Genomic DNA, 17,512 nt, shown 5'->3' with positions numbered 1-17,512 from the left:
GGCGGCCCCCGAGGGGACGCCCCGCCACACCCGACCCGCCGTCAGCCGCCTGACATCACCGGAAGATCCCGGTGTGCCCCAGCGAATACCGCCCCGGCTGCGGATAGACCGCCAGCCCGTGCGGCCCCGCGCCCACCGGGATCTTCGCGATCAGATGCCCGTCACTCGTGTCGATCGCGTACACCTCGGAGTCGTAACGCCCCGACAGCCACAGCACCTTGCCGTCCGCCGACACCCCGCCCATGTCCGGACTGCCACCGCCCGGCAGCTCCCACTTCTCCACCAGCTTCCGGCTCGGCAGGTCCAGCACCGAGATCGAACCCTCGCCCCGGTTGGAGATGTACATCGACTTCGAGTCCCGGCTGACATACAGCCCGTGCGCGCCCTTGCCCGTCGGCATCAGCCACGGCTCCGTGAACTTGTCACCGTCCAGCACCCAGATGCCGTCCGCCATCATGTCCGCGATGTACCACGTCTTGCCGTCCGAGGAGATCTTCACGTCCTGCGGCATGGCCCCGTCGAACGGCAGCTTCTGCTGACCGATGACCTTCATCTTCGCCGTGTCGACCTTGAGCAGCTCCCCCGAGAACTCGCAGGAGACGATGAAGTACTTCCCGTCCGGCGAGAAGTCCGCGTGGTTGACCCCCTTGCACTTCACCGGCTCCGTCTTCTTCCGCCGCATGGTGTGCGCGTCACGGAAGACCAGCTCCCGGTCCATCGACGCCATCACCACCGCGTACTTCCCGTCCGGCGTGAAATAGAGGTTGTACGGATCGTGCACGTCGACCGGCTTCCCCGCCTTGCCGGTCGCCGGGTCGATCGGCGTCAGGGTGTGCCCCCGGTCGTTGTTGACCCACAGCGTCTTCAGGTCCCACGACGGCACCACGTGCTGCGGCTGCGCGCCCACCGGGATCGTCTCGATCACCTTGTACGTCTTGGGGTCGATGACACTGACCGAATCCGACTCCGTATTGGGCACGTACACCCGCGACGGGAAGTCCTTCACCACCGGCGACAGCACATTCGGCCGGTCCGCCGCGTACAGATCGTTCGGATCCAGCAGCGGCGGCATCCCCGGCAGCCCCTGCGGAGCCGCCTGCGCCTTGCGGTGCGTGCCTTCGCGCGGATGCGCGCCGGCCGCCTCGTCACCGGAATCCCCGCCGCAACCGGAGACCAGCAGAGCACAGGCGGCGGCACACAACAGCGCCGGCCGGAGACGGGAACGGCGGGAAGAGCGAGGAGAGCGACGGCAGAGTCGGTCGTACGAGGACTGGATCATCGGGTCAGCAGCTCCGTAGTCGTCACCGCGCGCAGACCGCGGCGGTGCAGGCCGTCGAGGATCGCGGGCAGCGCGGCCACCGTGCCGTCGTGCCCGAAGTGCAGGCTCACGACCGACCCCGGCCGCGCCGCGCCCAGCACGGTGCGCCGGACCGACTCCACGCCCGGGTCGGTGTAGTCGAGGGAGTCCACGTCGTAGGAGAGGACGTGCTCATAGCCCGCCTTGCGCGCCAGCCCGGCCACCCGGTCCGTGGCGAACTGCGCGCGCGACGGCCGGAACCAGCGCCCGATCCCGCCCGTCAGCCGGCGCAGCCGGTCCGCGCACCGGGCGATCTCCGCATAGGCGTCGGCCTCGCCCATCGCCGAGATGTCGAGGTGGCGCATGGTGTGGTTGCCCAGCTCGTGACCGCCGTCGAGGATCCGGTGCGCCATCTCGGGATGGGCGTCGAGCCATTCGCCGACGGCGAGCACGGTCACCCGGGCCCCGGCCCGCTCGGCCTCCCCCAGCAGCCCGGTCGCGGACCGCGGGTCGCCCTGGCCGTGGAACGTGAGCGCGACGGCGCTGCCCGTACGGGGCCCGTGCTCGATCTGGACGGGCAGCCCCGCCGGGAGCGCGGCCAGGGCCGGCGGCGATCCGGACGGCCGGGGCGGCGCCGTCGACCGTACGGACGGGTCGGCGGCCCGGGGGCCGGGCGACCCGTCGTCCCGGCCGCAGCCCACGGCGGCCCCGGCGAGGGCGCCCCCGGCGGCCGCGCGCAACACGGTACGGCGGTGAAGGAAAGTCACCGCTCCATTAGAACTTCTTGTTATTAAGACTTTGGGAGATTTGCCCGCTTTTCACGGACGCGTGTCACCGTCCGCCCGGGTATACGAGTGAACCCGGCCACCTCAGGTGGCGGCGGGCCACACGTCCGCGAGCATCTTGCGGGTGTCCGCGAGCAGTTGGGGCAGCACCTTGGTGTGGCCGACGACCGGCATGAAATTCGTGTCGCCACCCCAGCGCGGAACCACGTGCTGGTGCAGATGAGCGGCGATACCCGCACCCGCCGCGTCGCCCTGGTTCATGCCGATGTTGAAACCGTGCGCCCCGGAAGCGGTGCGCAGCGCGGCCATCGCCCGCTTGGTGAAGTCCGCGAGCTCAAGCGTCTCGGCCTCGTCGAGCTCGGTGTAATCGGCGACATGGCGGAAGGGGACGACCATCAAGTGTCCGCCGTTGTACGGGTACAAATTCAGCACCGCATAGACGCGCTCGCCCCGCGCGACGATCAAGCCGTCCTCGTCGGACTTGGCCGGAATCGAACAGAACGGACAGCCGTCACCGGCCTCCGGGCCGCTCGGCTTGTTCTCCCCTTGGATGTACGCCATCCGGTGGGGCGTCCACAGACGCTGGAACGCGTCCGGGGACCCTACTCCGATCTGCTGTTCTGGCTCAGTCGTCATGCGGGCCAGCATATTCCTCGACGGGTATGCGGAGAGGGGCGGCCCTGGCGGGCCGCCCCTCATAAGCCCCGCGCTCAAGCGGGGATCAGGTCACACCTGGACGCGGCGCTCCACGACGTCGACCAACTTGGCCAGCGCCTGGTCACGCGGAATGCCGTTCTCCTGCGACCCGTCGCGGTAGCGGAAGGAGACCGTGCCCGCGTGCATGTCGTCGTCACCGACGATGATCATGAACGGGACCTTGAGCTTCTGCTGGTTGCGGATCTTCTTCTGCATACGGTCCGACGAGGCGTCCACCTCGACCCGCAGGCCCTTCCGCTTCGCCTCCGCCGCGAACTCCTGGAGGTACTCGACGTGCGCGTCGCCGATCGGGATACCGACCGCCTGGACCGGGGCCAGCCACGCCGGGAACGCACCCGCGTAGTGCTCGAGCAGCACGCCGAAGAACCGCTCGATGCTGCCGAACAGGGCACGGTGGATCATGACCGGCTGCTGGCGCGAGCCGTCCGCCGCCGTGTACTCCAGGCCGAAGCGCTCGGGCTGGTTGAAGTCGACCTGGAGGGTCGACATCTGCCAGGACCGGCCGATCGCGTCACGCGCCTGCACCGAGATCTTCGGGCCGTAGAACGCGGCGCCGCCCGGGTCCGGGACGAGCGGGAGGCCCTGCTTCTCGGCGGCCTGGCGGAGCGCCTCGGTGGCCTCCTCCCACGCCTCGTCCGAGCCGATGAACTTGTCCGACTCGGGGTCGCGGGTCGAGAGCTCCAGCTCGAAGTCGGTCAGGCCGTAGTCGCGGAGCAGGTCGAGCACGAAGGTGAGGAGCGTGTCGAGCTCCTCCGGCATCTGCTCCTTGGTGCAGTAGATGTGCGAGTCGTCCTGGGTGAAGCCACGGGAACGGGTCAGGCCGTGGACGACGCCCGACTTCTCGTAGCGGTAGACCGTGCCGAACTCGAACAGGCGCAGCGGCAGCTCACGGTACGAGCGCCCGCGCGACTTGAAGATCAAGTTGTGCATCGGGCAGTTCATGGCCTTGAGGCGGTAGTTCTGCCCGTCGAACTCGATGGGCGGGAACATGCCCTCCGCGTAGTGCGGCAGGTGCCCGGACGTCTCGAAGAGGTGTTCCTTCGTGATGTGCGGGGTGTTCACGAACTCATAGCCCGCGTCCTCGTGCTGCTGGCGCGAGTAGGTCTCCATCTCCTTGCGGATCACGCCACCCCTGGGGTGGAACACCGCGAGGCCCGGGCCCAGCTCGTCGGGGAAGGAGAACAGGTCCAGCTCGGCACCGAGCTTGCGGTGGTCGCGGCGCTCCGCCTCGGCCAGGAACTCCAGGTGCGCCTTCAGCTCGTCCTTCGACGGCCAGGCGGTGCCGTAGATGCGCTGGAGCATCGGGTTCTTCTCGCTGCCGCGCCAGTACGCGGCGGCGTTGCGCATGAGCTTGAACGCCGGGATGAACCGCGTGGTCGGCAGGTGCGGGCCGCGGCAGAGGTCCTTCCAGCACAGCTCGCCGGTCTTCGCGTCGAGGTTGTCGTAGATGGTGAGCTCGCCCGCGCCCACCTCGACGTCCGCGCCGTCGTCGTGCGAGGCGGAGCCCTTGAGGCCGATCAGCTCCAGCTTGTACGGCTCGTCCGCGAGCTCCTCGCGGGCGGCCTCGTCGGTGACCACGCGGCGGGAGAACTTCTGGCCCCGCTTCTGGATCTCCTGCATCTTCTTCTCGATGGCCTTGAGGTCATCGGGGTGGAAGGGCTTCTCGACGTCGAAGTCGTAGTAGAAGCCGTCCTTGACCGGCGGACCGATGCCCAGCTTGGCCTCGGGGAAGAGCTCCTGCACTGCCTGCGCCATGACGTGCGCGGTGGAGTGGCGCAGGATGTCCAGGCCGTCCTTGGAGGAGATCTCGACGGGCTCGACCTCCTCGCCGTCGGCGACGACGTACGCGAGGTCCTTCAGCTCGCCCGCGACGCGCGCGGCGACAATGGTGCGCTCACCGGCGAACAGGTCGGCGGCCGTAGTGCCCGTCGTCACCACGCGCTCTTCCCGCTCGGAATCGCGATGGATGATCACACGGACGTCTGACACCGGTCTCTCCTGACTGAAGGGGCGCGACAGTGGACACTGCGCGCCTGAATCGTACCGAGCCCGGCCCCCTGGTCGCGAAACGGTTTGGCGCCGCGGGCGGGAGGCACCGGGATCGGTCCGGTCAGCCGTCCCCGCAGCCCTCCTCGAAGAAGTCGGGATTCTCCTGCAAGGTCTTCAGCAGGCGGTCCCGCTCGGCGTCGTCCACGGTCAGCGGCATGACGCCCGCCGCGTCCGCCAGCCGCCGGAACCCGCCGCGGCTCTCCAGCCTTCCGCTCACCCGGACCGGCAGTCCCAGCAGGTGGGCGTGGCCGGCGATGCGGTAGTCGTCCTCGCCGAGCGCGATCCGCACCTGGGTCACCTCCGCCCCCGTGAGCACCCGGAGCCGCACGACTCCCGCCCCGCCGGGCCGGTCGCGGCGCATGCGCACCACGGTGCCGGTGAGCCGCACGGGCACCGAGGGTTCGTTCCGGATGTAGCGGGCGCCCGCCTCGCGGAGGACGGACAGGTCACCGGGCGAGAACTCCACGGGCTCGGGGTGCGCGGCGAAGCCCTCGGGCGGGCCTGCCGTCGGGGACCAGTGCAGGTCCATCCGGATGCCCTCGGAGCCGCGTACGAGCGTGATGATCGCCTCGGTCAGCTCCTGGCACACCCCCGCCTCGACGGCGGACTCGAACGCCTCCCGGCCCCCGGTGGCGCGCTGGTAGTCGGTGGCGTCGCGGGTCGCGTAGAGGGCACGCAGCAAGGCCGTGGTGACCGGTCGGCCGGTGCGGTCCCGTTCGTCGGGTCCGACCGGGACGAAGACCGTCAGTTCCCGGCCGCCGGGTGCGGGGCCGACGAGCAGCGGGTCCAGGGCGGCCTCCGCGCGGCGGCGGTGGCGGGCCCCGTGATAGCCGGCCCGTTCGTGGGCGGCGAGGGCGGCGGCGAGCAGCATCGCGCGCGCCCCTGCCCGTAAGCGCTCCTGGGCGGCCCAGACGGCGGCCGGTATTCCGGGGTCGGGCACCTCGCGCTGCCAGCGGATCTCGTCGCCCGGCACCCGCAGGGAGAGGAGGATGTCGCGCGCGGAGGGGTCGGGGCTGCGTTCGAGTGCGGTGAGTGCCTCGGTGAGCAGGTCGGCGCTGTCGGGGTAGCCGCGGCTCTCGGGGAGCAGCAGGCTGGTGCCGGTGCCGTCGGGCGGGGTCCAGCGGCTGTACGCGCCGGGGGTGCCGCCGCGCCGCCGCCAGCCGTGGCGGGCGAGCAGGGCGCCGAGGACGGCGGGGTCGGGCGGGACGGGGGTTCGTGCGGAGCGGTGGCTCGGCCGGTGCATCAGGGTCTCCCTCCCGCCCCGACGCGCGTCATGATCTCGCAGAGCGCGCGGTCGTCGAAGATGCGTGTGGTGGGGATGCGCACGGTGGTCCTGTTCCTGCCGGTCACCGGGTGTCCCGCGAGGTTGGTCCAGTAGCAGCAGTGCCGCAGTTCGAGGCCGTCGTGTCCGGCGCGGAGCCAGTCGTCGCGGGCGCGGGGCACGATCATCACGACGAGGATCTTGTGCACCGAGACGGGGGTGCGGGCGAGCTTGGCCAGGTGGTCGTTGTCGAGGGTGAAGGCGAAGGTGGGGGCGGGGGGCACGGCCGGGCGGGCGGTGAGCAGGTCGGTGGGGCGGGTGCCCGGCGGTCTGGCCGGGCGGGGGTCGGGGCGGGCGGCGAGCCGGGGGGCCAGCTGATAGGTGGCCTTGAGCTGGACCTTGATGGTGACTTCGTCGTCGACGGTGTGGCCGGGGGCGCTGTGGCTGACGTGCCAGTCGATGCCGTAGTCGGGGAAGGGCTGGGCCAGGGAGCAGCCGGCGGCCGCGGCGACGGCGTGCAGATAGCCGACCTGGAGTGTCTCCATGCAGGCGGTGGTGGCGAGTGCGCCGCGCGTGGGGGCGGGTGGTTCCGGCCGGTCGCGCGTCCCGTTCGCGGGGAACGGCCCGCCCCGTTCGGGCTGCGGGAAGGCCATGTCCGAATCCCTCCGGGCGTCGTCGGACCCTTCGGTCCGTACATCTGTGTTGTCTCCTTTGCAACTCCGCTGCAAACAAGGGCGGTTCGCGTGACGGATTACCCGGGTATCACCTCGCGGGGAGGGCCAAATCACGCCATTCGGCAGACAAGCGCGAGGAGTTGTGCACATGTGCTGGTTCGAGGGACCACTCGCCGCTTTCGACACCGAGACCACGGGAGTCGATGTCGAGCACGACCGGATCGTCTCGGCTGCGCTGGTGGTGCAGCCGTCGGAGGGGGCGACGCCGTTGGTCACGCGCTGGCTGGTGGATCCGGGGGTTCCTGTGCCACCGGGGGCGATAGCGATACACGGCTTGACGGACGAGCACCTCCAGCGGAACGGGCGCTGGCCGGCGCCGGTGATGGAGGAGGTGGCGCGGGCCCTGGCCGAGCAGTCGGCGCACGGCATACCCCTGGTGGTGATGAACGCGCCGTTCGATCTGACCTTGCTGGACCGGGAGTTGCGGCGGCACCGGGCCTCGACGCTGGCGAGGTATCTGGGGCCGCACGCGCTGTGCGTGCTGGATCCATGGGTGCTGGACAAGCACCTGGACCGCTATCGCAAGGGCCGTCGTACGCTGACGGATCTGTGCGCGCAGTACGGCGTGGAGCTGACGGGCGCGCACGACGCGGCCGCGGACGCCTTGGCCTCGCTGGAGGTCGTGCGGGCGGTGGGCCGTCGTTTCGCGGCGCGGCTGGAGCGGCTGACGCCGGCGGAGCTGCACACGCGGCAGGCGGTGTGGCACGCGGCGCAGGCGCGGGGGCTCCAGGCGTGGTTCGCCCGCAACGGCTCGGAGGAGGAGTGCGACCCGGCGTGGCCGCTGCGGCCGGAGCTGCCCGCCGCGGCGTGAGGGTCGGCGGGGGCCGCCCGGGCCGACGACAGGTCGCCGGTCAACGCACAAGGCCGGTGCGTCAGTTGACGTACCGGCCTTCTCGGGGTGGGCGATACTGGGTTCGAACCAGTGACCTCTTCGGTGTGAACGAAGCGCTCTCCCACTGAGCTAATCGCCCGAGTGTGTTTCGGGGTCTCCCCCGGCAACGCACTGAACAATACAGGCCGTGGCGGCGCTTCATCAAATTCGGTCGGCTCCGGCCTCCAGCCGGGTGCGCAGTCCGCGCCGGCCGGCGCGCATCATCCAGGCGTGATTGGCGACGAAGAGCGGCCGCGCGGGTATGGCGAGGCGTCTCATCAGGGGTTTGCGTACCTCGACGTCCTGCTCGAAGCGGGCCTGGCTGCCGGCGCGGCCGTACGGCAGGACGGTCCAGCGCGCCCAGCCCTCCAGGTCGCCGGTCATGGCGATCTCCAGGGTGCGGGCGACGGGGTCGCGGCTCGCGCCGTGGACGGCGAAGGCCAGCTCGTACGGCAGGAAGGAGCGGACCCGGAGGGTGCCGGTGTCGGCGCCGGTGCGCGTGGCCTCCCGCACCTGCGGCCACCAGGAGGGGTAGCTCTCCGGGATCTCCAGGCAGGCGTAGAGGACGTCGGGTGCGACGGCGAAGGTCCACGTGGCGCGGAAGCGGTACCGGTTCGGGGCGATGAGCGCCGACGGCAGGGGCATGGGCTCAGGACACACCTAAAAACCGAGGGTCCGCAAGGGGTGAACCTTGCGGACCCTCGGTCCTGTGTGGGCGATACTGGGATCGAACCAGTGACCTCTTCGGTGTGAACGAAGCGCTCTCCCGCTGAGCTAATCGCCCGGGCGCACCGCAAACATTACCGCATGTCAGACGGTGTTCGGTACCGGTTCGGGCGGGGGCTCAGCGGCGGGCGTTCCACGGCATGGTCAGGCCGTAGCGCGAGAGATAGACGCCCACGAGCACGCCGGCGACGGCGAGTCCGGTGACGGTGAGCGCGATGTTGCGTCTGCGGACGGCGGGGTCGAGGGCGTGCTGGGCGGCCTCGGTGACCTTGCGCCTGGTCCAGCGGAGCACGAGCTGCGCCCAGACGAACTCGGTCGCCCAGATCGCCATGCCCGCGAAGATCACCAGCCAGCCGGGGCCGGGCAGGGGCAGCATGATGACGCCGGCCACGACCACGGCGAGGCCGGCCACGAAGACCCCGGCCTGCCAGCTGATGTGCAGGGCGCGGGAGCGCTTGATGAAGTGCGGGGCCCGGGAGCCGAGGGCCGGCGGCCGGTCCGTGGTCCGCTCCCCGGGCGCGGGTGCCTCGGCCCGATCGCCGGCCGCCGTCGCGCGGGGCCGCCGCTCGTCACTCTCCGCATTCATGCTCCCCAACGTACCGGACCGAACCGGATCTCACCGGAATGGCGGTATTCGCCGGAGAACGGCTCCGCCGTACGAGGTATCCGAACAGTCCCAAATCGGTCAGAGGGGTTTACAACGACACCGTAGGTGGCATGTCGATTTCGCCGACGTGCGAATCCCCGAGCGCACACTGAGCGAAAGGCCCTGGCGCTTATGAACACCACGGTCAGCTGCGAGCTGCACCTGCGCCTCGTCGTGTCGAGCGAATCCTCACTGCCTGTTCCCGCAGGCCTGCGGTACGACACGGCCGATCCGTATGCCGTGCACGCCACCTTCCACACCGGAGCCGAAGAGACGGTCGAGTGGGTCTTCGCCAGAGATCTGCTCGCCGAGGGCCTGCACCGGCCCACCGGCACCGGCGACGTCCGTGTCTGGCCGTCCCGCAGCCACGGTCAGGGCGTCGTCTGCATCGCCCTGAGCTCGCCCGAGGGCGAGGCCCTGCTGGAGGCCCCGGCGCGGGCCCTGGAGTCGTTCCTGAAGCGGACCGACGCCGCGGTGCCGCCGGGCACCGAGCACCGTCACTTCGACCTGGATACGGAGCTCTCGCACATCCTGGCCGAGAGCTGAGCCCGGGCCGGGGCTGACACCGGCGCGCCCGCCCACTCGGGGGGTCGGGTGCGCACACCTCGCACAGTGCGGGCCGTACGGCGCCGTCACCGCGGATCCACCGCGGGCGACGGCGCCGTCGCGTTGTGGAGCCGCTAGAGTCGGTCCTCCGATCGAACACATGCCGCCCCAACCCCCGTCGGCCAGGGAGCGAACGAACCGTGCTGATCAACCACGACACCCGGTGCGCGCTCGACGCGGTGGTGGACCTCGTGAACACCGCGACCGCGGGGCCCGAGGGCGGACCGCCGGACACGCTCACCGGCCTCGCCGAGCTGCGGCAGTTCGTCGAGCGGCACGTCATCAGCGGTGTCGGCGCCCTCGGGCAGCGGGATCTGGCGGCCGTACGGGCGGTGCGGGAGCGGTTCGCACTGGCATTCGAGGCCGAGGATTCGACGGCGCTGGCGGAGCTGCTGAACGCCATGGTGGCCGAGGCCGGCACGACGCCCCGGCTGACCGACCACGACGGCTACGACTGGCATGTGCACTACTTCGCGCCGGGCGCCTCCCTGGCCGAGCACCTCGCGGCGGACGGCGGGATGGCGCTGGCCTTCCTCGTGGTGGCGGGCGAGCGCGAGCGGCTGCGGCGCTGCGAGGCGCCGGACTGCGGGCGCGCCTTCGTGGACCTCTCCCGCAACCGCTCGCGCCGCTACTGCGACGGGCGCACCTGCGGGAACCGGCTCCACGTCGCGGCCTACCGGGCCCGCCGCAAGGAAGCCACGAGCTGACGGAGGCGCCGCTTCCGGAGAGGCGTGCGAAGAGGGCCGGAATAACGCGCGGAAAAGCGGGTGGGGAAATGCGGCAACGGGCGCGATAAGCCGCTTCGGCAGGCCCGCATTCCGTCGCCCGGGGCATCCATATCTGACGGTGCGACAAGTGGGCGGCCACCGGGGCGGGTTCGCTAAATTCCGTGCTTTTTCAGAATGGCCTCGATATCCGAGAAGTCGTCAGCTCCGCCCGCCCGCTTGCCCTTGGCCTGAGGCCGGGTCACGGTGCGCGACGGATCCAGTGACGGAGCGGAGGCCCCGGGGGCCAGCGCCTCCCGGCTCGCGGCCGCCTCGGCGGCCTTGCGCTCCTTGCGTCCGGCCTTCCCGCCGTCGGCTCCGCGCCGCTCCACCGCTCTGGTGATCATGAAGAGCACGGCCGAGAGCGCCAGCACGCCGAAGCCCAGCCAGACCCCGGGGTCGAAGACCAGGCCGGTGAGCCACCGCAGGATCCCCGTCATGGCCAGGCCGACCGGGACGAGGGCGAACGCTGCTATTCGGGTCGCGGCGAGGAAGCGCTTGCGGTATGCCGTGAGCGCCGCGATGCCCAGGCCTGCCACGGACACCGCCGTGGCACCGATCGTCGAGGCCAGCATCCTGCTCCTCCTGCTTCTCGCGCTGCGCGGGGCTCCCCGGGCGGGGCGCCTCCTTCCATCCTGCACCGGGCCGCGCCGCATCGGCCACGATCGGCCGGGGACTCCGGGGGATCTGGGGGTCATCTCGGGGGCGCGCTCCTCCCCAGGGCTGACGCACCCCCCGGCCACCCCGGCTGGGAGACTGGCCCCATGAGCGACCCCAACACCGGCACCACCGCGCGTGCCACCCTCGATGTCTGGTGCGAGTTGCAGTGCCCGGACTGCCGTACGGCCCTCACCGACCTGCGTGCCCTGCGCGAGCACTACGGCGACCGGCTGGACATCCGGCTGCGGCACTTCCCGCTGGAGAAGCACAAGCACTCCTACGCGGCCGCGCAGGCCGCCGAGGAGGCCGCCGAGCAGGGCAAGGCGTGGCCGTACGCGGAGGCGGTGCTGGCCCGCGTGGAGGAGCTGGCCGCCCGGGGCGACGAACTGCTCGTCGAGGTGGCGGGCGAGCTGGGCCTGGACGCCGACGAGGTGGACACCGCGCTGATCGACGGCCGCCACCTGCTGATCGTCGACGCGGACCAGGCGGAGGGCAAGGCGATCGGCGTGAAGGGCACGCCGACGTACGTCATCGGCGGCGAGCTCCTCGACGGCAGCAAGTCCCAGGAGGGCCTGCGGGCCCGGATCGAGGAGATCGCGAACGGCTTGCTGGCGGGCTAGCGCGAGGGCCTGTCCGGCGGATCTTGTGGCCGGTCCCGCGGGTGGTGTCGTCTGCGCACCACCGCTGCGCGGCGGTGTCCTCAAACGCCGTCCTCGAACGCCGGACGGGCTGGATACGGGTGGTGTCGTCTGCGCGATTCAGCCCGTCCGGCGTGCGGACGGCACACCCGCAGAACCGGCACCTCCTACAGCAACCGCTTCGAGAAGTGCAGCTCCATGTTCCGGTAACCCAGCGACTCGTACAGCCGCAAGGCGACCGTGTTGCCCGCGAAGACGTTCAGCCCCAGTGCCGCCGCCCCGGCGGCACCCGCCTCCGCCTCCGCCAGCAGCATGAGGGAGCGGCCGTGCCCCCTCCCCCGGTGGCCCTCGGCGACCTCGACGTCGAAGACGTAGGCGTCCGGCTCGCCCAGGCGGCCGACCCAGAGCGTGCCGACCGGCGTGCCGTGGTGGGTGAGGACCCGCAGCGCCGCGTCCGTGGTGTCCAAGCCGTCGGTGAGGAGCTGCCGGTGGTCGGCCAGGGCCTTGGCGTGCGCCCGGTCGGCGGGCACGCCGCGGTCGGTCCAGCTCCGCGCGTAGTTCTCCAGCCCGCGCTCCGTCCAGGGCGTGAACTCGGCCTCGGTCATCCGCCGCCCCTCGGTGCCCTCGGGCAGCCGGGGCGCGGTGGCGGTGAGCGCCTTGGTCATGTTCCGGTTGCGCTCGGCGTAGCCCAGCGCGCCGGCGAGCCCGAGGGCCACCTCGGCGTCCGCGGGGACGGACACCTCGACGCTGTCGCACCCCCAGCCGCGCAGGACCTCCTCGGCGGCGAGGGCGGCCACGGTGCCGCGCCCGCGGTGCCGGTCCCGTTCGTCGATCCCCAGCCGGAGTATCCGGCCGGCCCGGGGACCGAACCGGTCGTCGGTGGCCAGGTCGACGCGGCCGACCGGTCTGCTGTTGACACAGACCTCGTACGACCGGGACCGGACTCCGGCGGCGGTGCGCTGTTCGGGTGCGGTGGGGCGCAGGGTGGTGGTCACGGGTTTTTTGTACCTTCCCCGCGCCCGTACGTCACGGGCTTTACGGATCGATGTCCGCCGCCGACCGCTCCTCGAAGATCCGCGTGGCCTTGGCCGTCACCGGGCCGGGTGCGGCGGGCAGGGGGCGGCCGTCCACGGCGCTGACGGCCTGGACGTCCCGCAGGGTGGAGGTCAGGAAGACCTCCTCGGCGCGGTCCAGGACGTCGGCGGGCAGGGTCGTCTCCTGGGCGCCGGTCCACTCCAGGACGAGGGCGCGGGTGATCCCGCCGAGGCAGCCGGAGGCGAGGGGCGGGGTGTGGAGTTCCCCGTCGAGGACGACGAAGACGTTGGAGCCGGTGCCCTCGCAGAGGTCGCCGACGGTGTTGGCGAAGAGGGCCTCGGTGGCGCCGTGTTCGCGGGCGCGGGCGAGGGCGACGACGTTCTCGGCGTACGAGGTGGCCTTGAGCCCGGCGAGCGCGCCGCGTTCGTTGCGGGTCCAGGGGACGGTGACGGCGGTGGTGGTGTCGGCCCGCCGGGTGACCGGGCCGAGGGCGACGACGAGGGTGGGGGTGGTGCCCTCGCGGTCGGAGCCGAGGGGGGCGAGGCCGCCGGTGTACGTGATCCGGAGCCTGCCGAGCGGCATGGGGTCGGCGTCGAGCACCGCCGCGCAGGCCCGGCGGACCTCGTCGAGGTCGGGTGCGGGCAGGCCGAGGCCGCGGGCGGAGGCGGCCAGCCTGGTGAGGTGGCGGGTCAGGGCGAAGGGGCGGCCGTGGACGGCCTTGAGCGTCTCGAAGACGCCGTCGCCGACCGTCAGCCCGTGGTCGAAGACCGAGACGCGGGCGCTGTCGTCGTCGTACAGGGAGCCGTTGAGCCAGATCGTCACAGTTTCGTCCCTCCGAGCGGCTGGTGTGTGCCCGACGCTATCGCGAGCAGTCGGGACGCCTTCAGTTCCGTCTCGGCCCACTCCCGCTCGGGGTCCGAGCCCCAGGTGATCCCGGCGCCCGTGCCGAAGCGCAGGGTGGGGCGGGCGGTGCGGTCGATCCAGAAGGTGCGGATGCCCACGGCGAGTTCCCCGGTGCCGCGGTCGGCGTCGACCCAGCCGACGCCGCCGCAGTACGGGCCGCGGGGCGCGGTCTCCAGGGACCGGATGATGTCCATGGCGCTGGACTTGGGGGCGCCGGTGACCGAGCCGGGCGGGAAGGTCGCGCCGAAGAGGCCGGCCCATCCGGCGCCGTCGGCGAGGGTGCCGCGGACGGTGGAGACCAGGTGGACGAGGCCGGGGTGCGGTTCGACCGCGCAGAGTGCGGGCACGGTCACGGATCCGGTGGCGCAGACGCGCCCGAGGTCGTTGCGGACGAGGTCCACGATCATGACGTTCTCGGCGTGGTCCTTCTCCAGCAGGTCCGCCTCGGTGCGGCCGGTGCCCTTGATCGGCCCGGATTCCACCGTGCGGCCGTCGCGGCGCAGATAGAGCTCCGGGGAGGCGGTCGCGACCTCCACGCCGTGGGCGGGGAGGCGGACGGTGCCCGCGTAGGGGGCGGGATTGCCGTGGGCGAGGAGCGCCGTCAGGGCGTCGATGTCCGCGGGGGTGCCGTCGGCGGTGTCGGGCAGCGGCGCGCTGAGGACGCGGCAGAGGTTGGCCTGGTAGACCTCGCCGGCCGCGATGTGCTCGCGTATGCGGCGCACGCCCGTGACGTAGGCGGCCCGGTCCAGGGAGGACGTCCAGTCCTCGCGCGCGGGTCCGCGCCAGCGGCCGGGGACCGCGGTGGGGGCGGGCGCGGGCCGTACGTCCCCGAAGCGGGCGCACAGCAGTCCGCCCTCGAAGTCCGCGACCACCGCCCACCAGCCCGTGGAGTCCAGGGCTGCCGGATCGCGGGTGACGTCGCGGAGATCGGTGGCGAGGAGGCCGCCGAAGCGGGCCATCGGGAGGGACACCGGAGGGGAGCTGTGCACGTCAACGAGTCTATGGCGGGGCCACGGCGGGTGGCCGGGACGAACAATCAGCGCAGCACGCTGCGGAAACGGAATTTGAGCTGGCGCTGGAATCCGCTAGAGTTCAACACGTCGCCGGGACGCGGAAGCGAAACGGACAGACACTGCGGACGTAGCTCAGTTGGTAGAGCACCACCTTGCCAAGGTGGATGTCGCGAGTTCGAGTCTCGTCGTCCGCTCGCAGTCTGGGGGATCTTCCCGAACCCCCGCACTCCTGGTGGAGTGGCCGAGAGGCGAGGCAACGGCCTGCAAAGCCGTCTACACGGGTTCAAATCCCGTCTCCACCTCCAAGGACGATTAGCTCAGCGGGAGAGCGCTTCCCTGACACGGAAGAGGTCACTGGTTCAATCCCAGTATCGTCCACCGAGATCCGCACGGATCTCCCCGCGCGATTAGCTCAGCGGGAGAGCGCTTCCCTGACACGGAAGAGGTCACTGGTTCAATCCCAGTATCGCGCACACCGATCGGCCGGAGGCCGGGGCCCAGAGCTCCGGCCTCCGGCCGTTTCCCGTTCCGGGAGGCACGACCGTTCCGGAAGGCACGACCGAACGCGCGAGGGGCCGGGCACCTCCCCAGGTGCCCGGCCCGTCGTGCCGTCCGCCGTTCCCCCGTCCCCACGGGGCTGATCAGCCGGTCCTGTCCCCGGCCCGGGCCGCTCTCCCGGGCCCGGGGCGCCTCAGCGCCCCAGCATTCCGGCCACGGACGACGCTTGTACGACGACGGCGTCCCAGCCGCCGAAGATCACGGCGAGGAATCCCGCGAGGGGCAGCACCATGGCCGCCGCGACGAGGGGGTGGCGGGTGCCGGACGGACGGGGGCCGAAGGCGTCGACGGCCCGCTGGGCCTGTGCCCGGATGACCGAACGTCCCGCGGTCTCCGCCATGGTCCTCCCCCTCCGTGCGTCCCTCTGACGCCTTCACGCCTGCCGTGATCACGAGCGGCGGGCGTCTGACCTCGGGGGACGAGTACGTCACCCGCCGCTCTTCCTCAAACACTAGGCGCGGGGGACCGCGGGGGCGTCATGCCCTCGTACCGATTGGCGGGCCTCCCGGAGGATGAGCGGCCCCGGGCGGCTACTCCTCTGGTTGGAGACCGGCGGGCCGGGCCCCAGGGTCTTCCCCGAAGGGGCGCGCGAGGCCCGTACGCCCGCCGGGGGCGTGACTTCGCTCACTTCCGACCCGTGCGACTGCTGACTGATCTTCATTTTTTCCGCTCCCCCGCCGGTGGCCGCTCCGCACGCCCCGGCCGCGTCCGCCGGGCCCGCGGGGACCGTGTCCGACGGGCCGACAGGCCGCTCAATCCCCGTGCTCCGGCCGCCGCTTGGGAGTTCACGTCCGCTCCGGCGGGAGGCAACCCGCTCCCCCGGACCGGGCGTCGGGGGTTCCCCGGGGCTCCGGCAAACCGGTCGCCGACGCATGCGCGGCCTATCAGCGCGTGCGCCCGGCAATCCGTAAGCTGGGCACGTCAGACGGACCGGGCAGCGGGGATGAAGATGGCGATGATGCGGCTCCGGCGCGAGGACCCGCGTGTCGTCGGCTCGTTCCGGCTTCACCGCCGGCTGGGCGCGGGCGGCATGGGCGTGGTGTACCTCGGCTCCGACCGGCGCGGACAGCGGGTGGCGCTCAAGGTGATCCGGCCGGACCTGGCCGAGGACCAGGAGTTCCGGTCGCGGTTCGCGCGCGAGGTGCAGGCGGCCCGGCGGATCCGCGGCGGCTGCACGGCGCGGCTGGTGGCCGCCGATCTGGACGCGGACCGCCCGTGGTTCGCCACGCAGTACGTACCGGGCCCCTCGCTGCACGACAAGGTGAACGAGGAGGGGCCGCTGTCGGCGGCTCAGACCGCCTCCATCGGGGCGGCGTTGGCCGAAGGTCTGCTGGCCGTGCACGACGCGGGGGTGGTGCACCGCGACCTGAAGCCGTCGAACATCCTGCTGTCGCCCAAGGGCCCCCGCATCATCGACTTCGGCATCGCCTGGGCGACCGGGGCGAGCACGCTGACGCACGTCGGTACGGCGGTCGGCTCGCCCGGCTTCCTGGCGCCGGAGCAGGTGCGCGGCGCCGCCGTGACGCCCGCGACCGACGTCTTCGCGCTGGGGGCGACCCTCGCGTACGCCTCGATGGCGGACTCGCCGTTCGGCCAGGGCAGTTCGGAGGTCATGCTCTACCGCGTCGTGCACGAGGAACCGCAGCTCATGGCCGTGCCGGACGCGTTGGCCCCGCTGGTGCACGCGTGCCTGGCCAAGGATCCCGAGGAGCGGCCGAGCACGCTCCAGCTGTCGTTGCGGCTGAAGGAGATCGCGGCGCGCGAGGCGCACGGCGTGACGGACAGCAGGCATCCGTCGGTGCGGCGGGAGCCCGAGCGCCCCTCGGGCCGGCGGGCCGCGGAGTACGCGGAGCAGCGCACCGAGCGGCGTGCGGTCCAGGCGCACACACCGCGCCCGCAGCCGCCGCGCCAGGCCGGCGGCCCGGCGGCGCGCCCTGCCGTGCCGCGCCCGGCGAGCCGGCCGGGCGGCCCGCGGGGCGCGGCGGGGCGCGGCGGGGCGCGGCCCGGTGCGCGGACGGGGTCCGGCGCCCGGCGCCCGGGGCCGGACCGGCGGCTGCTGCGGCAGCGCCTGACGGTCTTCGTCGTGGTGACGCTGCTGGTCGCGCTGGGCATCGCGGTGGCGCAGGGCTGTCAGGGTCCCGCGCACAGCATGGGTGAGCTCCCCCGGGTGCCCGTGACGCCACAGGGCCCGGCGGTGCCGCCCGGTGACGTGCCGTCGGCTCCGGGCTCTTCCTGACGCCCCGTCCGGG

Annotated in this window: 18 protein-coding genes and 6 tRNA genes; 9 read left to right on the top strand and 15 right to left on the bottom strand. The window is 72.1% G+C overall.

Features of this window, described 5'->3' with window-relative positions; all coding sequences use genetic code 11:
* Nucleotides 1–55: 55 nt before the first annotated feature.
* The 6 genes from AB0435_RS07720 to AB0435_RS07695 form a co-directional block, all read right to left on the bottom strand.
* Nucleotides 56–1,279 (bottom strand): hypothetical protein, encoded by a 1,224-nt coding sequence (locus tag AB0435_RS07720; RefSeq protein WP_366426444.1) that lies wholly within the window; start codon nucleotides 1,277–1,279, stop codon nucleotides 56–58.
* Nucleotides 1,276–2,064, bottom strand: a complete 789-nt coding sequence (locus tag AB0435_RS07715) for a polysaccharide deacetylase family protein (protein WP_366003003.1) — start codon at nucleotides 2,062–2,064, stop codon at nucleotides 1,276–1,278. The genes AB0435_RS07720 and AB0435_RS07715 overlap by 4 nt, the downstream gene beginning before the upstream one ends.
* Nucleotides 2,065–2,166: 102 nt before the next feature.
* Complete coding sequence (locus AB0435_RS07710) at nucleotides 2,167–2,730, bottom strand: HIT domain-containing protein (protein ID WP_366003004.1); 564 nt, start codon at nucleotides 2,728–2,730, stop codon at nucleotides 2,167–2,169.
* A gap of 78 nt (nucleotides 2,731–2,808) precedes the next feature.
* Nucleotides 2,809–4,773: a threonine--tRNA ligase gene (gene thrS, locus AB0435_RS07705; protein ID WP_366003066.1), complete on the bottom strand. Its 1,965-nt coding sequence runs from the start codon at nucleotides 4,771–4,773 to the stop codon at nucleotides 2,809–2,811.
* A gap of 136 nt (nucleotides 4,774–4,909) precedes the next feature.
* Nucleotides 4,910–6,091 (bottom strand): hypothetical protein, encoded by a 1,182-nt coding sequence (locus AB0435_RS07700; RefSeq protein ID WP_366426443.1) that lies wholly within the window; start codon nucleotides 6,089–6,091, stop codon nucleotides 4,910–4,912.
* The gene (locus tag AB0435_RS07695) at nucleotides 6,091–6,762 is read right to left on the bottom strand and encodes a DUF4365 domain-containing protein (protein WP_366426442.1); all 672 of its coding nucleotides are present in this window, start codon (nucleotides 6,760–6,762) and stop codon (nucleotides 6,091–6,093) included. Before AB0435_RS07695 ends, AB0435_RS07700 begins: the two co-directional genes overlap by 1 nt.
* Before the next feature lie 169 nt (nucleotides 6,763–6,931).
* On the opposite strand from AB0435_RS07695, the gene AB0435_RS07690 reads away from it, so the two are divergent.
* Nucleotides 6,932–7,654 carry a 3'-5' exonuclease gene (locus AB0435_RS07690; RefSeq protein WP_366426441.1) on the top strand — a complete coding sequence of 241 codons (723 nt, stop codon included), beginning with the start codon at nucleotides 6,932–6,934 and terminating at the stop codon, nucleotides 7,652–7,654.
* 88 nt (nucleotides 7,655–7,742) lie between these two features.
* On the opposite strand, the gene AB0435_RS07685 is transcribed toward AB0435_RS07690, so the two are convergent.
* The 4 genes from AB0435_RS07685 to AB0435_RS07670 all read right to left on the bottom strand — a co-directional run bounded on the left by AB0435_RS07685 (nucleotide 7,743) and on the right by AB0435_RS07670 (nucleotide 9,026).
* Nucleotides 7,743–7,814: transfer RNA gene (locus AB0435_RS07685), tRNA-Val, on the bottom strand.
* 62 nt (nucleotides 7,815–7,876) lie between these two features.
* On the bottom strand, nucleotides 7,877–8,359 hold the full coding sequence (locus AB0435_RS07680; RefSeq protein WP_366003008.1) for an SRPBCC family protein: 483 nt from the start codon (nucleotides 8,357–8,359) through the stop codon (nucleotides 7,877–7,879).
* A gap of 67 nt (nucleotides 8,360–8,426) precedes the next feature.
* Nucleotides 8,427–8,498, bottom strand: a tRNA-Val gene (locus tag AB0435_RS07675).
* Between the two features lie 60 nt (nucleotides 8,499–8,558).
* Nucleotides 8,559–9,026: a TIGR02611 family protein gene (locus tag AB0435_RS07670; RefSeq protein WP_366426440.1), complete on the bottom strand. Its 468-nt coding sequence runs from the start codon at nucleotides 9,024–9,026 to the stop codon at nucleotides 8,559–8,561.
* Nucleotides 9,027–9,218: 192 nt separating this feature from the next.
* On the opposite strand from AB0435_RS07670, the gene AB0435_RS07665 reads away from it, so the two are divergent.
* The gene (locus tag AB0435_RS07665) at nucleotides 9,219–9,632 is read left to right on the top strand and encodes an SsgA family sporulation/cell division regulator (protein WP_003959770.1); all 414 of its coding nucleotides are present in this window, start codon (nucleotides 9,219–9,221) and stop codon (nucleotides 9,630–9,632) included.
* Between the two features lie 200 nt (nucleotides 9,633–9,832).
* A complete protein-coding gene (locus AB0435_RS07660) occupies nucleotides 9,833–10,399 on the top strand; it encodes a CGNR zinc finger domain-containing protein (protein ID WP_366003010.1) in 567 nt (188 codons plus the stop codon).
* Between the two features lie 173 nt (nucleotides 10,400–10,572).
* Here the strand turns inward: AB0435_RS07660 and AB0435_RS07655 are convergent, their stop codons facing one another.
* Nucleotides 10,573–11,031: a hypothetical protein gene (locus AB0435_RS07655; protein WP_366003011.1), complete on the bottom strand. Its 459-nt coding sequence runs from the start codon at nucleotides 11,029–11,031 to the stop codon at nucleotides 10,573–10,575.
* A 189-nt stretch (nucleotides 11,032–11,220) separates the two neighbouring features.
* Between AB0435_RS07655 and AB0435_RS07650 the strand changes: the two genes are divergently transcribed.
* Nucleotides 11,221–11,736: a DsbA family protein gene (locus tag AB0435_RS07650; protein ID WP_366003012.1), complete on the top strand. Its 516-nt coding sequence runs from the start codon at nucleotides 11,221–11,223 to the stop codon at nucleotides 11,734–11,736.
* A 185-nt stretch (nucleotides 11,737–11,921) separates the two neighbouring features.
* Here AB0435_RS07650 and AB0435_RS07645 read toward each other — a convergent pair whose 3' ends face one another.
* The 3 genes from AB0435_RS07645 to AB0435_RS07635 are packed head-to-tail and all read right to left on the bottom strand — an operon-like array spanning nucleotide 11,922 to nucleotide 14,651.
* Nucleotides 11,922–12,749, bottom strand: coding sequence for a GNAT family N-acetyltransferase (locus AB0435_RS07645; protein ID WP_366426439.1), 828 nt, complete (start codon nucleotides 12,747–12,749; stop codon nucleotides 11,922–11,924).
* A gap of 40 nt (nucleotides 12,750–12,789) precedes the next feature.
* A complete protein-coding gene (locus AB0435_RS07640) occupies nucleotides 12,790–13,611 on the bottom strand; it encodes an aminodeoxychorismate lyase (protein ID WP_366426438.1) in 822 nt (273 codons plus the stop codon).
* On the bottom strand, nucleotides 13,608–14,651 hold the full coding sequence (locus tag AB0435_RS07635; RefSeq protein ID WP_366003067.1) for a chorismate-binding protein: 1,044 nt from the start codon (nucleotides 14,649–14,651) through the stop codon (nucleotides 13,608–13,610). The genes AB0435_RS07640 and AB0435_RS07635 overlap by 4 nt, the downstream gene beginning before the upstream one ends.
* Before the next feature lie 175 nt (nucleotides 14,652–14,826).
* Here AB0435_RS07635 and AB0435_RS07630 point away from each other — a divergent pair.
* The 4 genes from AB0435_RS07630 to AB0435_RS07615 all read left to right on the top strand — a co-directional run bounded on the left by AB0435_RS07630 (nucleotide 14,827) and on the right by AB0435_RS07615 (nucleotide 15,178).
* A tRNA-Gly gene (locus tag AB0435_RS07630) sits at nucleotides 14,827–14,899 on the top strand.
* A gap of 37 nt (nucleotides 14,900–14,936) precedes the next feature.
* A tRNA-Cys gene (locus AB0435_RS07625) sits at nucleotides 14,937–15,010 on the top strand.
* A gap of 1 nt (nucleotide 15,011) precedes the next feature.
* A tRNA-Val gene (locus tag AB0435_RS07620) sits at nucleotides 15,012–15,083 on the top strand.
* A gap of 23 nt (nucleotides 15,084–15,106) precedes the next feature.
* A tRNA-Val gene (locus AB0435_RS07615) sits at nucleotides 15,107–15,178 on the top strand.
* A 218-nt stretch (nucleotides 15,179–15,396) separates the two neighbouring features.
* On the opposite strand, the gene AB0435_RS07610 is transcribed toward AB0435_RS07615, so the two are convergent.
* Nucleotides 15,397–15,603, bottom strand: a complete 207-nt coding sequence (locus AB0435_RS07610) for a hypothetical protein (RefSeq protein ID WP_366003015.1) — start codon at nucleotides 15,601–15,603, stop codon at nucleotides 15,397–15,399.
* A gap of 609 nt (nucleotides 15,604–16,212) precedes the next feature.
* Here AB0435_RS07610 and AB0435_RS07605 point away from each other — a divergent pair.
* The gene (locus AB0435_RS07605; protein WP_366003017.1) at nucleotides 16,213–17,499 is read left to right on the top strand and encodes a serine/threonine-protein kinase; all 1,287 of its coding nucleotides are present in this window, start codon (nucleotides 16,213–16,215) and stop codon (nucleotides 17,497–17,499) included.
* The last annotated feature ends 13 nt before the right edge of the window (nucleotides 17,500–17,512 follow it).

It is taken from the genome of Streptomyces sp. NPDC051173 (assembly GCF_040689515.1).
GTDB lineage: Bacteria > Actinomycetota > Actinomycetes > Streptomycetales > Streptomycetaceae > Streptomyces.
This window is presented reverse-complemented; position numbering and strand designations above follow the sequence as displayed.

Coding starts and splice junctions, on each gene's coding strand:
- AB0435_RS07720 (WP_366426444.1), bottom strand. CDS start 1,279: ATGATCCAGTCCTCGTACGACCGACTCTGCCGTCGCTCTCCTCGCTCT.
- AB0435_RS07710 (WP_366003004.1), bottom strand. CDS start 2,730: ATGCTGGCCCGCATGACGACTGAGCCAGAACAGCAGATCGGAGTAGGG.
- AB0435_RS07700 (WP_366426443.1), bottom strand. CDS start 6,091: ATGCACCGGCCGAGCCACCGCTCCGCACGAACCCCCGTCCCGCCCGAC.
- AB0435_RS07695 (WP_366426442.1), bottom strand. CDS start 6,762: ATGGCCTTCCCGCAGCCCGAACGGGGCGGGCCGTTCCCCGCGAACGGG.
- AB0435_RS07690 (WP_366426441.1), top strand. CDS start 6,932: ATGTGCTGGTTCGAGGGACCACTCGCCGCTTTCGACACCGAGACCACG.
- AB0435_RS07680 (WP_366003008.1), bottom strand. CDS start 8,359: ATGCCCCTGCCGTCGGCGCTCATCGCCCCGAACCGGTACCGCTTCCGC.
- AB0435_RS07670 (WP_366426440.1), bottom strand. CDS start 9,026: ATGAATGCGGAGAGTGACGAGCGGCGGCCCCGCGCGACGGCGGCCGGC.
- AB0435_RS07665 (WP_003959770.1), top strand. CDS start 9,219: ATGAACACCACGGTCAGCTGCGAGCTGCACCTGCGCCTCGTCGTGTCG.
- AB0435_RS07655 (WP_366003011.1), bottom strand. CDS start 11,031: ATGCTGGCCTCGACGATCGGTGCCACGGCGGTGTCCGTGGCAGGCCTG.
- AB0435_RS07650 (WP_366003012.1), top strand. CDS start 11,221: ATGAGCGACCCCAACACCGGCACCACCGCGCGTGCCACCCTCGATGTC.
- AB0435_RS07635 (WP_366003067.1), bottom strand. CDS start 14,651: ATGGCCCGCTTCGGCGGCCTCCTCGCCACCGATCTCCGCGACGTCACC.
- AB0435_RS07610 (WP_366003015.1), bottom strand. CDS start 15,603: ATGGCGGAGACCGCGGGACGTTCGGTCATCCGGGCACAGGCCCAGCGG.
- AB0435_RS07605 (WP_366003017.1), top strand. CDS start 16,213: ATGGCGATGATGCGGCTCCGGCGCGAGGACCCGCGTGTCGTCGGCTCG.